This window comes from Pseudomonas sp. PSB11, assembly GCF_014596605.1.
Taxonomy (GTDB): domain Bacteria; phylum Pseudomonadota; class Gammaproteobacteria; order Pseudomonadales; family Pseudomonadaceae; genus Aquipseudomonas; species Aquipseudomonas umsongensis.
In genome coordinates this window covers 267,583-280,374 of sequence record NZ_NOIO01000006.1, presented here as the reverse complement: position 1 = coordinate 280,374, position 12,792 = coordinate 267,583, and the positions used below count along the sequence as shown (strand labels likewise).

At 59.9% G+C, this 12,792-nt stretch carries 11 protein-coding genes and 1 rRNA gene; 7 read left to right on the top strand and 5 right to left on the bottom strand.

Going from position 1 to position 12,792, the window contains the following annotated elements; all coding sequences use genetic code 11:
* The 4 genes from rrf to CGA21_RS10740 form a co-directional block, all read left to right on the top strand.
* A 5S ribosomal RNA gene (gene rrf, locus CGA21_RS10755) occupies window positions 1-102 on the top strand; the annotation flags it as partial.
* 149 nt (window positions 103-251) lie between these two features.
* Window positions 252-911, top strand: coding sequence for a paraquat-inducible protein A (locus CGA21_RS10750; RefSeq protein WP_008055602.1), 660 nt, complete (start codon window positions 252-254; stop codon window positions 909-911).
* Window positions 898-1,521 (top strand): paraquat-inducible protein A, encoded by a 624-nt coding sequence (locus CGA21_RS10745; RefSeq protein WP_110751479.1) that lies wholly within the window; start codon window positions 898-900, stop codon window positions 1,519-1,521. The genes CGA21_RS10750 and CGA21_RS10745 overlap by 14 nt, the downstream gene beginning before the upstream one ends.
* Complete coding sequence (locus CGA21_RS10740; RefSeq protein ID WP_110751481.1) at window positions 1,514-3,817, top strand: PqiB family protein; 2,304 nt, start codon at window positions 1,514-1,516, stop codon at window positions 3,815-3,817. The genes CGA21_RS10745 and CGA21_RS10740 overlap by 8 nt, the downstream gene beginning before the upstream one ends.
* Window positions 3,818-4,000: 183 nt before the next feature.
* On the opposite strand, the gene mksF is transcribed toward CGA21_RS10740, so the two are convergent.
* From mksF to mksB, 3 genes are read right to left on the bottom strand one after another with little or no spacing between them, the layout of a single operon-like run.
* The gene (mksF, locus tag CGA21_RS10735; protein WP_110751483.1) at window positions 4,001-6,841 is read right to left on the bottom strand and encodes an Mks condensin complex protein MksF; all 2,841 of its coding nucleotides are present in this window, start codon (window positions 6,839-6,841) and stop codon (window positions 4,001-4,003) included.
* Complete coding sequence (gene mksE, locus CGA21_RS10730; protein WP_020799720.1) at window positions 6,838-7,539, bottom strand: Mks condensin complex protein MksE; 702 nt, start codon at window positions 7,537-7,539, stop codon at window positions 6,838-6,840. The genes mksF and mksE overlap by 4 nt, the downstream gene beginning before the upstream one ends.
* Window positions 7,529-8,806 carry an Mks condensin complex protein MksB gene (mksB, locus tag CGA21_RS10725; protein WP_162276381.1) on the bottom strand — a complete coding sequence of 426 codons (1,278 nt, stop codon included), beginning with the start codon at window positions 8,804-8,806 and terminating at the stop codon, window positions 7,529-7,531. The genes mksE and mksB overlap by 11 nt, the downstream gene beginning before the upstream one ends.
* Window positions 8,807-9,042: 236 nt before the next feature.
* Here mksB and CGA21_RS10720 point away from each other — a divergent pair, with 236 nt between their 5' ends.
* Together CGA21_RS10720 and rimI are read left to right on the top strand one after the other, a co-directional pair.
* Entirely contained in the window at window positions 9,043-9,783 is a 741-nt protein-coding gene (locus tag CGA21_RS10720; protein ID WP_188264184.1) for an energy transducer TonB, read from the top strand.
* On the top strand, window positions 9,776-10,228 hold the full coding sequence (gene rimI / locus CGA21_RS10715) for a ribosomal protein S18-alanine N-acetyltransferase (protein ID WP_007978046.1): 453 nt from the start codon (window positions 9,776-9,778) through the stop codon (window positions 10,226-10,228). Before CGA21_RS10720 ends, rimI begins: the two co-directional genes overlap by 8 nt.
* A 75-nt stretch (window positions 10,229-10,303) precedes the next feature.
* Here rimI and CGA21_RS10710 read toward each other — a convergent pair whose 3' ends face one another.
* Window positions 10,304-10,708, bottom strand: coding sequence for a serine kinase/phosphatase (locus CGA21_RS10710; RefSeq protein ID WP_083349756.1), 405 nt, complete (start codon window positions 10,706-10,708; stop codon window positions 10,304-10,306).
* Between the two features lie 167 nt (window positions 10,709-10,875).
* Between CGA21_RS10710 and can the strand changes: the two genes are divergently transcribed.
* Window positions 10,876-11,520 carry a carbonate dehydratase gene (gene can / locus CGA21_RS10705; RefSeq protein ID WP_008055619.1) on the top strand — a complete coding sequence of 215 codons (645 nt, stop codon included), beginning with the start codon at window positions 10,876-10,878 and terminating at the stop codon, window positions 11,518-11,520.
* Between the two features lie 83 nt (window positions 11,521-11,603).
* On the opposite strand, the gene CGA21_RS10700 is transcribed toward can, so the two are convergent.
* Window positions 11,604-12,791: a hypothetical protein gene (locus CGA21_RS10700; RefSeq protein ID WP_110751489.1), complete on the bottom strand. Its 1,188-nt coding sequence runs from the start codon at window positions 12,789-12,791 to the stop codon at window positions 11,604-11,606.
* Between the last annotated feature and the right edge of the window lies 1 nt (window position 12,792).

The following is a 12,792-nucleotide window of genomic DNA, read 5'->3' as shown; positions in this document are numbered from 1 at the left end:
AGCGTTGGAACCACCTGATCCCATCCCGAACTCAGAAGTGAAACGATGCATCGCCGATGGTAGTGTGGGGTTTCCCCATGTGAGAGTAGGTCATCGTCAAGATTAAATTCCAAAACCCCTATCTGCGCATGCAGGTAGGGGTTTTGTCTTTTGCCGAAAGAAAATCACACTGACTCGTGCACAAATTGGCACAGTTATTTTCGATTCAGGGCACTAGAATAGGCCCAACCTTTTCGGAGTCAGAGCGTTATATGCCAGATCCGGTTGACGCCTCAAGGCTGTCAGAATTACCGCTGAACGATTTGGTGGCATGCCACGAGTGCGACTTGCTGATGCGCAAGCCCAAGCTCGATCATGGTGAGAAAGCCCTGTGTCCGCGATGTGGTTACGAGCTCTATGCTCATCGATACAACGTCGTACAGCGCAGTCTCGCCTTGGTTATCGCGGCACTGCTGTTGTATATCCCGGCGAACTTTTTACCCATCATGCAACTCAATCTGCTTGGGCAATCGTCGCAAGACACTGTCTGGAGCGGGGTTGTCGGGCTTTTCGATACAGGCATGCAAAGCGTTTCAGTCATTGTGTTCCTGTGCAGCATGGCGATTCCGCTGCTCAAGTTGCTCTGTCAACTGGTCGTGTTGCTGAGTATCCGATTTGACGTCGGACGTAGCTACGGCTTGCTGCTTTACCGTATTTATCACCATTTACGGGATTGGGGGATGCTTGAGGTTTACCTCATGGGCGTACTGGTCGCGATCGTCAAGCTGGCAGATATGGCAGCAATGACCATTGGCCTGGGCCTGGCGTGCTTCATTGGATTGTTGTTGGTCCAGGTCTGGCTGGAGGTAGTGATGTCTCCTCACCAGATCTGGCAGGCTTTATCAGGAGAGGATGCCCATGCGGGCGATTGATGCAGGCATTCTGATTTGCGCCGAATGCCATGAATTGAACAAGCAGGAAGCTGATGTCGATGAACAGGTCTGCACTCGCTGCGGCGCGCTGGTGCATGCCCGCCGTCCCAACAGTGTGGCGCGAACCTGGGCGTTGCTGATCACCGCCGCCATTCTTTACATACCGGCCAATGTGCTGCCAATCATGACAGTGAGCTCCCTGGGCAAGGGTGATCCCAGCACCATCATGTCCGGAGTGATCCAACTGGTTCAGCACGGCATGATTCCCATTGCTGCAGTGGTGTTTATCGCCAGCATTGTGGTGCCCACGTTCAAACTGGTGGGGATCGCCTTGCTGTTGTTTTCCGTGCAGCGCCACCAGCCACTCTCGGCCCGCCAGCGCATATGGATGTACCGCTTTATCGAGTTCATCGGCCGCTGGTCGATGCTCGATATCTTTGTGATCGCCATCCTGGTGGCGCTCGTGAATTTTGGCCGGCTGGCCACCATCGAAGCTGACCTGGGCGCCATTGCGTTCGCCAGCGTGGTGATTCTGACGATGCTTGCCGCAGTAACTTTCGATCCCCGACTGATTTGGGATAACACGGAGTCGGACGACGACCATGACTGATCTGCCTACAGCTAAAACCCGACCGGCTTCGAACTGGTCGGCTATCTGGGTATTGCCCCTGATTGCCCTGATCATTGGTGGCTGGCTTGGCTGGCGTGCCTACACCGAAACCGGCATCGAGATTCAGGTTCGTTTTGAAAGCGGTGAAGGCATCCAGGCCAACAAGACCGAAGTCGTCTACAAAGGCATGCCGGTCGGCAAGGTGAAAACCCTCAAGCTTGATGATGAAGGCAGTTCCAAAGGGGTGATCGCGACCGTCGAGATGAACAAGGACGTGGAGCAATACCTGCGCACCAGCACGCGCTTCTGGCTGGTCAAGCCGAGTGTGACGCTGGCCGGTATTACCGGGCTTGAGACGCTGGTCTCGGGTAACTATGTCGCGATCAGCCCGGGTGAGGGCGAGCCTGCTCGCAAGTTCAAGGCCCTGGCACAGGAGCCACCGCTGTCGGACGCCCAACCTGGCTTGCACCTCACGATCAAGGCTGATCGCCTGGGCTCGCTGAACCGTGGCAGCCCGGTGTTCTATAAGCAGATCAAGGTCGGGCAGATCAAGAGCTACGTGCTCTCCGAGGACCAGAGCACTGTCGAGCTCAAGGTCTTCATCGAGCCGACGTACGCCAAGCTCGTGCGCAAACACACGCGTTTCTGGAACGCCAGCGGCATCAGCATCGATGCCAACCTGTCCGGTGTAAAAGTTCGCAGTGAGTCCCTGGCCAGTATTGTTGCTGGTGGTATTGCGTTTGCCACGCCTGAAAATCGCAAGGACAGCCCGCCTACCGATCCGAGTCTGCCGTTCCGCCTTTATGAGGACTTTGATGCGGCTGCCGCCGGGATCAAGGTCAAGGTCAAGCTAAGCGACTTCGAAGGCTTGCAGGCGGGCCGCACGCCGGTGATGTACAAAGGCATTCAGGTCGGCACCCTCAAGGCACTCAAGGTCGATCCCGATTTGTCCGGCGCCAGCGCCGAGTTGACCCTGGACCCGCTGGCCGAGGACTACCTGGTCGATGGCACCCAGTTCTGGGTGGTCAAGCCTTCGATTTCCCTGGCGGGTATCACCGGTCTCGAAGCGTTGGTCAAGGGTAACTACATTGCCGTGCGCCCTGGGGACAAAGGCGCCGCGCCGCAACGTGAGTTTGTCGCACGGCCCAAGGCGCCGCCGCTGGATTTACGTGCACCGGGCCTGCACCTGGTGTTGTTCACCGATAACCTCGGTTCGCTGGAAGTGGGCAGCCCGGTACTCTACAAGCAGGTCAAGGTGGGCTCGGTACAGAGCTATCAGTTTTCGCGCAAGAAGAAACAGCTGGTGATCGGGGTCCATATCGAGAAGGAATACGAAGACCTGGTCAACGCTTCCACGCGGTTCTGGAACGCCAGTGGCATCACCTTGACCGGTGGCCTGACCGGCGGGATCCAAGTCAAGAGTGAATCGTTGCAAAGCCTGATGGCTGGCGGCATCGCCTTTGAAACACCGGAGGCCAAGGCACCCTTGCAGAAGCGCATCCCGCGTTTCCGCCTGTTCGCCAGCCATGAGCTAGCCAACCAGAAAGGCGCGGTGATCACCATCAAGGTCGACCGGGCTGATGGCCTGCGCACGGGCACGCCGATCCGCTTCAAGGGGCTGGATGTCGGCAAGATCGAAGACGTTGACCTGAGTGACGATCTGCAGTCGGTGCTGTTGACTGCGCGGATCGATGAAGTCCCGGAGCGCATCGCTCGTGTCGGCAGTCAGTTCTGGGTGGTCAAGCCCGAATTGGGGCTGATCAAGACGTCGAACCTGGAAACATTGGTTACCGGGCAATACATCGAGGTGCAACCGGCAGCGAAGAACCTGGGGCCGCAGAAGAATTTCGTGGCGCTGGCCAATCCCCCGGAAACTGCCAAGCAGGAAGCTGGATTGAGCCTGACGTTGAGCGCTCCTCGTCGTGGTTCGCTGAAGGCTGGGGTTCCGGTGACTTATCGAGAAATCACCGTGGGCAAGGTGACGGGTTATGAGTTGGGCCAAACGGCTGATCGTGTACTGATCCGCATCCTGATCGAGCCCAAGTACGCGCCACTGGTCCGCAGCGGCACGCGCTTCTGGAACACCAGCGGTTTTGACTTTGATGTGGGCCTGTTCAGAGGGGCGACAGTGCGTACTGAATCGCTGGAGACGATGATCCAGGGCGGTGTCGCCTTTGCTACGCCGGATGGTGAGCGCATGGGCACCCCGGCGCGACCGGAGCAGACATTCCCGCTGTTCGACAAGTTCGAAGAGGAATGGCTGACCTGGGCACCGAAGATTTCGCTCGGCAAGTAGTGTATTGGCGGCTGTGATGCCGCCTTCGCGAGCAGGCTCGCTCCCACAGTGGTCAGCGTCGTTCACATATTTTGTGTGCGCCACGGACTAAATGTGGGAGCGAGCCTGCTCGCGAAGAAGCTCTCCAAATAAAAAGGCCGCAATCCATTGGATCGCGGCCTTTTTCGCATCTAACGGTTCAACTCAAACCGCATCCATCTCCGGCTCATCCGCTTCAACGTTCACAGTCGCCTTCACCTCGTCGTGACGACGGATGTACTTCCAGTCATCCTCATCGATGTAGATGCCAGCCGGGCCGCTGCCACCTTCCAGGTCGATGGCGACACTGGCGCAGACCTGCGGCTTCACACTGGCCAGGATGGGCACGAAGCCCAGTTGCAGACTGGTCTCGAGCAACGCCGCCTGGTTTTTCTCGTCGATGTCCGCGGCCTCGTCGAGGTAGTACGGCAAGCGCACACGTCCGGCCAGGTCGCGGTCCATCAAGTGCAGCAACAAATACATGTTGGTCAACGCCTTGATGGTCATGGTGGTGCCGTTGGACGCGGCGCCGTCGATGTCGGTGTGGATCACCGGTTGACCGTTGACCTTGGTGATCTCGAACGCCAGTTCGAACAAGTCCTTGAGGCCCAGCTGGTTGTGGTTCGCCGCCACCAGCCGTGCCAGGTATTCCTTGGCCTCTTCGTTCTTGTTGTCCTGCTCGGCGCTCTGGCTCAGGTCGAAGACGGACAGGGTCTCGCCTTCTTCGTACTGGCCGGCGCTGTGGATAATCTGGTCGATGTGCTTGAGTGCTTCCTTGTTCGGCGCCAGGACGATGCGGAAGCTTTGCAGGTTGGACACCTGACGTTTGTTGATCTCGCGGTTGAACAGTGCCAACTGGTGCTCGAGGCTGTCGTAGTCGCTGCGGATGTTACGCAGGGTCCGGGCGATGTCGGTAACAGCCGCACGCCGTGCCTTGCCCAGGGTCAGGGCTTCGTCGGTGCGGTGTGCGTAGGCGTTGATCAGCAGTTGCAGGCGACGTTCCATATCGTCTTCGCTGTCGAACTTGGCCACGCCCTTGAGGCGCACCTGGGCGTACAGCGCCTCGATCTGGCCATCGGCACGCAACAGGCCTTGCCAGCTGTCCTGATAGTCGTTGAGCAACGGCAGCAGGTTGTCCATCGAATCGTCGACCGGATCCATGAACGGCGTGCCGAACGGCAGATCCGCCGGCAACAACTGACGGCGGCGAAGGGCATCGTCGAGGGTACGTTGCTTGGCTTCCATGTCACCGATCTGCCGGCCGACCAGTTGCAGCTTGGCGGACAGTTGCTGGACGCGTTCGGTGAAAGCATCGCTGGAACGCTTCAATTCGTCCTGGGCGGCTTCCATCTGCGCCAGCTGCTCCAGCTTGTCGCCCTCTTCGGCGCTCAGGGTTTGCGCACGACGGAAGTCTTCCAAGGCTTTCTGGGCATCCAGCACCTGCTGGTACAGCGCTTCGGTCTGGGTCTTGCTCGCGGCGCGGTCGGCAGCCACGGCCTGCTGGGTTTTCAGTTGCTTGAGTTCTTTTTCCAGGCGCTCTTTCTGGTCGCGCAGCGCGGCACGGTCAGCCAGGGCTTGCAGGGCCGGGGGCTCGATGTGCGAGATGTCGATGGACAGGCCCGGTACTTCGAAGCGCTCGCCTTTGAAACCGTCGAGGATCAGCTCTACGGATTTGACCCAGTCGCCGTTGTCGTCGAGGGTAATGCCGTGCTCGCCCAGCGGCAGGCTGAACAGTGCGCTGTTGAACAGGCGCATCAGGCGCTCGACGTCCTGCTGCGAGAATTCTTCGCGCAGGCGGGCGTAACTGTTGTTGTCGGCGTGGTCGAGTTGTTGCTTGACCGACTTCAGGCGTTTTTCCAGCTCACGCAGGCGTTCATCCAGGTCCTCGGCGCTGAATTGCCGCGACTGCGCCAGGGCACCTGCCAGCTCATCATGGGCGTCCTTGGCCGCGAGCAGTTGTTGCTCGAGCACCTTGACATCTTCGACCAGGGCAAAACGATGCTTGAGCACCGCCAGCTCGCCGAGCCAGCGCTGGATGCCAGTGATTTCCCGCTCCAGGCGCATCAGCTCCTGGGTGCCGCCACGCTGATCGTTCTGCAGGGCGTCCTGCTCGTGGCGATAGTGCTCGGCCTGGATGGTCAGCTCTTCCTTGCGGGCACTGGCGTAGTCCGACCAGGTGCCGAGCAGGGAGTCGAGCAGCGGCGAGAGGCGGTGCAGCTTGCCGCGCAGGATATCGCGCTGTTTCACGCCGTTGGCGAGGGCTTCGACCAGGGGACCGGCCGCCACCAGCGATTGGTAGTCCTGTTCCATGCGTCGTACGTCGCGGAAAGCTTCTTCGCACGCGGCGATGTAGTCGACGCTACCGGAACGCAGGCTGTGCTCGAAGGCGTCGAGGAACAGTTGCTTGAGCTTGGCCGCGGTGATTTCGCGCATGTGCAGCAGGTTGATGAACAGCGCGCGGAAGGTCTTCAGGCTCTGTTCGCTGGTAGAGCGCAGGGGGATCAGTGTCAGGTCCAGCGGGATCGAAGTGTGTCCACCGACCAGCAAGCGCCGCAGTTCATCGGGCTTGAGCTCGTAGGCTTTGAGGCCTTCGCGCTCAAGGTTGCTGAACAACTCCTTCTGGCGCAGGCAGGTGTCGTTTTTCTGGTAGTGGGCCAGGTCCAGCCGGCCGGCATAGGCAAAGAACTGGTGACCGAAGCCGCCACCCGGACCGCGTCCGACCACGCCGATCACGTGGGGGCCATGGGGCAGGTTCACCTCCACCAGGATGTAGCTGGTGTCTGAGGCGAAGTAGAAGCGCCGGGATTGCTCCAGGCTGTACTTGCCGAAGCTCATGTCCGACATGCGTGCCAGGATCGGGAACTGCAGCGCATTGATCGAAGCGGATTTACCGAGGTTGTTCGCGCCGTAGACCGACAGCGGCTCTTCCAGCGGGAACAGGCCGAGGGTGTAGCCGGCGGTGTTCAAAAGGGCAAAGCGGCGGATGCCGTAGCGTTCCTTGATCATGCGTCGAGCTCCTGTTCTTCGGCAATGGCGCGGGCCAGGGCGTCTTCTTCGCTTTCATCTGCAAACTCTGCCAAGTCGAGCGGGTCATCGGTCTGCAGTAGTTTTTCGTCGCTGTCTTCATCGATCAGCACCGGAGCCGGCAGTGGCAGTACGCTGTGCAGGCTGGCCGCCAGGTCACGGTCCTGTTGCACCGACAGGCACACATCGAGGAAACGGTGCATCGGCGGCAGGAAACGGTACACGCCGTTTTCTTCGCCGGCGAAGCCGAGTTGGGTCATGCGGCGCATGATTTTTTCTTCCAGCTCATCCTGGGTCTGCACTTCGGCCTGAATGAACAGGTCGCGGTATTTTTCCAGCAGCGATGGCAGTTCATCGCGACCCAGGCTACCGCCGTCGAGCACGGCGACCGGGTCGCGGCCCTGATCGGCCAGGTGCTCGACGAGGATGAAGGTGAACAGCGCCAGACGCTGCGCGGTCTTGTTCACCGCCGCGGCGGCCAGGTCCGGTACGAAATAGTAGAAACCACGGGTGTCGCACACCAGTTCAAACCCCAGGGCCTTGAACAGCGTGCGGTACTGGTCCTGGAAGTTCGACAGCTGCGCATACAGCTCAGGATCGCGGCGGCTGACGTGGTAGCCCTTGAACAGCTCGCGAAAGATCGGTGCCAGCTGGGACAGTTCGGAAAGATCAAGATGCATGGGGGATGCTCGCAGAATTCTCGGTAGGGTCATCGCCGACCGAGAGCAGGGCGAAGGAGCGCAGGCTGACCTGGTGCTCGTGTGTGTGATAGTCGCGACGTTCCAGGCGTTCGCGCTTGAAGCGTTTTTCCCGGGACAGTCGCGAGAACCAGTACAGCAATTCGTCGGTGGCGCCGTCCGGCTCCTGCTCCAGCAGCCAGGTCATCAGGTCCGGCATCGGCAGGGCGTCTTCGCAGCGTTCGAGCATTTCCCGAACCGTGCGTGGCGCACGCGGAGCCTCGCCTTTCTGGGTTTTGTGGGCCTTGGGGAAGCGCGCCGGTTTCGGTTCGAAGCGGGCCAGGGCATAAACGTAGGCCTCGACCTGGCTGGCGCTGCCGAGGAAGGTGCTTTGCGGCCGTGTGAACAACGGCATTGCCGCCTGCGGCACGGCATCGATGCCTTTTCGGCGGATGGCGGACAGGGCCAGTGCCGCGCCACGGGTCACGGCGTTGTGGCGACGCGCCTCTTCACGCAGCGGCAGCAACAGTTCACGCGCGTGACGCAAGGTCAACTGGGCGCTGGTCTGCATTTCAAGGATACGCGCGTGGGTGCGCAGCAACATGTCGTCATCGACCAGATGGCCGAGGCGCTGCTGCTCGGAGAGCATCTTCAGCAGCACGGTTTCAACCTTGCGCACGCCTTGTTCGAAAGCGCCGTCGGCGTTCACCAGATCAATCATCGGCTCGACGTATTCGTCCCAGGTCGCCAGCACTTCAGCGTAACGCTGGCGCAATGGAATCTGTCGATCGCTGGTTTTCGCCCTTTCGGCGACGGCCACCAGTGCCTGTTCGTCGTTATCGAGTTTTTTCAGTACATCGCGAACTCGCATGTCGAGCAGGCGAAGCTGGCGGGCCAGGTCGTTGCCGTCGCGGATGTCGAAGGCGTCCTGAATGTAGCCGGCCAGGCGCTCGAGATGGCGCAGATAGGCTTCGATTTCCAGGCACAGGCCCAAACGGTGTTCACGGCGCAGGTAGGCGAGGAAGTCGTGAATTTGCGCATTGAGCTCGAAACGGTTCGGGCTTTTCGCCACCGGAACCAGAATATCGAGGCGAATCCACACGTCCAGCAGGCTGGTGATGTCCTGCGGCGTACTGTCGAGTTGCTGGGCGGCCAGTTGCGTGCGCAGTTCGTTGAGGCTCAGGGTGCCTTGGTCGAAATGCTCGCACAGTGGCTCCAGAAGTGCCCAGTGTTCAGCGAGGGCGCGCAAGACGCGCTTGGGTTCGATCATCGGAATGGCCGGCTGGTTGGCGAATAAAAGCCGCGATTGTACTGCATCAGGCACGATGCGATTCACTCTCGGGACGGGCTGTCGCCATTTTTCACAAGTGGAAAGATTATCGGTGCAGTCTATCGATCAACAGCGGGCGATCTTGCGCGAAGGGCGGTAGAATCGGCGCACTTTAGTTATCCACAAGTGGCCGACCTTTGCTTATCGAGTCCCGTCGTCGCGCTTATTTGAACGCCATGCAGGTGGTCAACTGGCTGCCGCGCACCGAATTGCCCTTTGCCGCCCTGTCGCGGCCCGAGCTGCTGGAGCCGCCCGAGGCGCTGGTCGAGGCTCCCGTGGCGCCTTTGCCGGTGGTCGAGACGCCCGTCGTGCCTACGGTAAAACCCGCCGAGCGGGTGAAGGTGGAGGTGCCGCGGCCATCGCTGGCGAGCACGCGCACTGGCGCAAAACCTGCGGCCGAGGAGGCGCCGGTGGTCGCCAGGGTCGCGCCGGTACCGCCGCCGCGCTTTGCCCTGCAACTGCTGCGAGCCGGCCGCTGCCTGCTGCTGGTTGAGTTACCCACAGGTGAATCCTTCCAGGCACGCGACCCTGCTTATCTGCTGCTCAAGGACATGCTGCGAGCCGCCAGTCTGCCGGACAGCCCGCAGATCATCGGCGAGCCAGTACGCTGGCCGCTGCTGGTGCGCGGGACGATGGACCAGGGCCCGGAGGCCGCCCGTGACTTTGTGCAAGGTTTCCTCTCGGTGCGCATGGAAGAAGTGCCGTGCGCCTGCCTTTGGCTGATCGGCCTGCCCGCGGTGCGGTTTGCCGGTGAAGCGGACTCTGATGCGTTCAACCGCGAACTGCAGATTGAAGGCCTGGGCTCGGCGTGGGCGGTACCGGGCCTGGAATTGTTAATGGAAGAGCCACAGCGCAAGGCCGCCGTGTGGCAAGCCATGCGTCGGCTGATGGCGCGTTGGAAAGAATCGAATGAGTGACGCTGTATCGTTCCGCCCGATGACCGAGGCGGACCTGGAAACTGTTCTGAAGATCGAATATGCGGCCTACAGCCATCCCTGGACCCGCGGGATTTTTCTCGATGGCCTGGGCAAGTATCAGATCTGGCTGATGTTCGAGGGCCAGCAGCAGGTGGGCCACGGGGTGGTGCAGATCATTCTTGACGAGGCGCATCTGCTCAACATCACCGTCAAGCCGGAAAACCAGGGCCGAGGCCTGGGTTTGACCTTGCTGGAGCATTTGATGTCGATCGCCTACAAGGCCGACGCCCGGGAATGCTTCCTGGAAGTGCGTGATAGCAACACTGCGGCGTTCAAGTTGTATGAGCGTTATGGTTTCAACGAGATCGGGCGTCGACGGGATTACTACCCGGCGGTGGGTGGGCGCGAAGATGCGGTGGTCATGGCCTGTACATTGGTGGATTGAAACCATCGCCATGTTTGAACGCGGATTCCTGCGTAGGAGCTGCCGTAGGCCCGAGCCTGCGGCAGCTCCTACAGATCAGCGTTTCTTGTCCAGCGGATCGCGCTGCGCCATCTCCTCCTCGTCCAACCCATTACCCCCACCAATCTCGTCTTCATCGACAATGCTCAAGTCCCAGTCGGCCTGATCACCTTCACCCAATTCCTGGGCATCCCGCGCACCGTCCTCACGGATGAGCGTTTCCGGGCTCATGTCATCATCGGTCGATTCATGATCATCGGTCGATGCTCCCGTCATGCCGGCTTCGCGCACGCGTTCTTCGGGTATCAGCTGCTTGCGCTCCTTTTGCGGCAATTCATCGCCGATTTTTGCGCTGGGTTCTTCCGTGTCGAAATCCAGCTCATGCACCGAGCCCATGCGATCTTCGTTATCATCGATGGGTTCAGGTTGCACCGCATCGTACGGACGTCGTGAATCAGTCATGGCAATTCCTCATACTGTTAGCCTTATAGGGTGGACCCACTGGGTTGCAGAGAATTCCACCGGCATGGAGCGCCATGAACAGGCAGCAGCGCGCATTTGCATAACGCGCGTGACCCCGACGGACGGTTGTCTGTCAAAGCAGCGCACCATTATCGAGGCTTCATTGCATGAACGAATTACAAGATCTGATTGATAACAACGAGCGCTGGGCCGACGCGATCACCAAAGAAGATCCTGACTTCTTCGCCAAGCTGGCTCGTCAACAAACGCCGGAATACCTGTGGATCGGCTGTTCCGATGCGCGGGTGCCGGCCAACGAGATTGTCGGCATGCTGCCCGGCGATCTGTTCGTGCACCGCAACGTGGCCAACGTGGTGTTGCATACGGACCTAAACTGCCTGTCGGTGATCCAGTACGCGGTCGACGTGCTCAAGGTCAAGCACATCCTCGTGACCGGCCACTATGGCTGTGGCGGCGTGCGCGCCTCGATGCAGGATCGTCAGTTTGGCCTGATCGACGGTTGGCTGCGTTCGATTCGCGATCTTTACTACGAGAAACGTGAAGAGCTCGCCAAGTTGGCCACCGAAGAGGAGCAGGTCGACCGCCTCTGCGAACTCAACGTCATTCAGCAAGTGGCCAATGTCGCCCATACCAGCATTGTGCAAAATGCCTGGCATCGTGGGCAAAACCTGTCGATTCACGGTTGCATCTACGGCATCAAGGACGGTCGCTGGAAAAGCCTGAACACTACCATCAGCGGGTTTGAGCAATTGCCACCGCAGTATCGACTGCGTCCGGTCGAGAAGTTGTAAGCCTGCGCAGCAGAGGCTTTGCCGACGCCAGTGTCGCAAAAAACATCTGGTCGTCGGCGCCTTCCGTTAGTTGACTGGCAAGCCTATAGCGCAGGAGCAGGTATCGCCGGGGCTGGCGCTGGCGCCTTGAGCAATTTGAGCTGGGCCTTGATCGATGCCGTCGCGCATTTGCCTGCGGCCTGTGCGGGGGTCAGCTTGCGGATCGAGGTGTAGAACAGCGCACAGGTTTTATCGGCCTGGGCTACTTGCCAGGTCTGGGTGCAGCTCTTCAGCTCGATGTCGGCATTGGTGTCCGTTTCACGGCCCATGGCGGCCTGCCAGCACGCGGCACTCAAATCCTGGCCCATGACTTTCAGGCCCGCGGCATCGGCCTGGGCCTGGGCGTCTTTGCCGGTGTAGCTGGCTGGATCGGCGGCGTACCAGATGTAGCTGGGATGGTTGGCGCCCAATACCGGTACTTTTACTCCGTCGACCGGGCTGATTGTCACCAGGCTCAACACATTCACGGTTGGCCCGTATTGCTGCTTGACCCAGTTGCGCACCGGTGCACCGAAGGCAACCGTTGGCAATGCCGCGCCGCTGGAATGTACGGTCACCTGCTTGACCATGCTGGTCTGGTAGTCCTTGAAGTAGTCGTAGACGCCTTCCAGGTCCTTGCCTGCATTCGACGGCGCGGCAATCGGGGCGATATCGATAATGGTTTGGTAACCCGGTAGCTGCTCGGGCGGGACGCCATTGATGGTCAGCAGCGTGGCCCAGCGATCCGTGGTGGCCGACTTCAGGTAATCCTGGGCCTGAGTCAGCGAATAATCGGGTGGGAAGTGCAGCAGCTCGACGCTTCTGCGGTTTTCCAGGGCCATGCCCAGTGGCAGGAAAAAATGCCAGTTATAGGCCCACTTGCCGTCGGCATTCAGTTTGCTAGCACCGTCGTAGGCCAGGTCGCCGGCGTCAAGCAGCGCTGCCAAGGGTTTTTCATAGCTCCTTGGCACGCCCGTGATTTCGGCATGGAGTTGATGGTTATCGGTTTTGACCAGAACCTTGGCATCGTTATAGCCATCGCGTTGCACGCTTTGCGTCAGGTAGTGCTCGACGGTCTGCTCCAGCGTCCAGTTGCGAAAGCAGATCACGTTGCAGTTGTTGGGGTACGCGAACAAGCGGCTGACGCGTTCGGTACTGCCCAGCTTCAGGGCGATATCGGCGTGGGCAGCGGTACTCAGGTTGAGGGTTGCGAGGGTAAGGGCCGCGAGAGTGAGGCCTGCGAGTCTTAACATG

Coding starts and splice junctions, on each gene's coding strand:
- can (WP_008055619.1), top strand. CDS start 10,876: ATGAACGAATTACAAGATCTGATTGATAACAACGAGCGCTGGGCCGAC.
- CGA21_RS10720 (WP_188264184.1), top strand. CDS start 9,043: ATGCAGGTGGTCAACTGGCTGCCGCGCACCGAATTGCCCTTTGCCGCC.
- mksB (WP_162276381.1), bottom strand. CDS start 8,806: ATGATCGAACCCAAGCGCGTCTTGCGCGCCCTCGCTGAACACTGGGCA.
- CGA21_RS10710 (WP_083349756.1), bottom strand. CDS start 10,708: ATGACTGATTCACGACGTCCGTACGATGCGGTGCAACCTGAACCCATC.
- CGA21_RS10750 (WP_008055602.1), top strand. CDS start 252: ATGCCAGATCCGGTTGACGCCTCAAGGCTGTCAGAATTACCGCTGAAC.
- mksE (WP_020799720.1), bottom strand. CDS start 7,539: ATGCATCTTGATCTTTCCGAACTGTCCCAGCTGGCACCGATCTTTCGC.
- mksF (WP_110751483.1), bottom strand. CDS start 6,841: ATGATCAAGGAACGCTACGGCATCCGCCGCTTTGCCCTTTTGAACACC.
- CGA21_RS10745 (WP_110751479.1), top strand. CDS start 898: ATGCGGGCGATTGATGCAGGCATTCTGATTTGCGCCGAATGCCATGAA.
- CGA21_RS10700 (WP_110751489.1), bottom strand. CDS start 12,791: ATGTTAAGACTCGCAGGCCTCACTCTCGCGGCCCTTACCCTCGCAACC.
- rimI (WP_007978046.1), top strand. CDS start 9,776: ATGAGTGACGCTGTATCGTTCCGCCCGATGACCGAGGCGGACCTGGAA.
- CGA21_RS10740 (WP_110751481.1), top strand. CDS start 1,514: ATGACTGATCTGCCTACAGCTAAAACCCGACCGGCTTCGAACTGGTCG.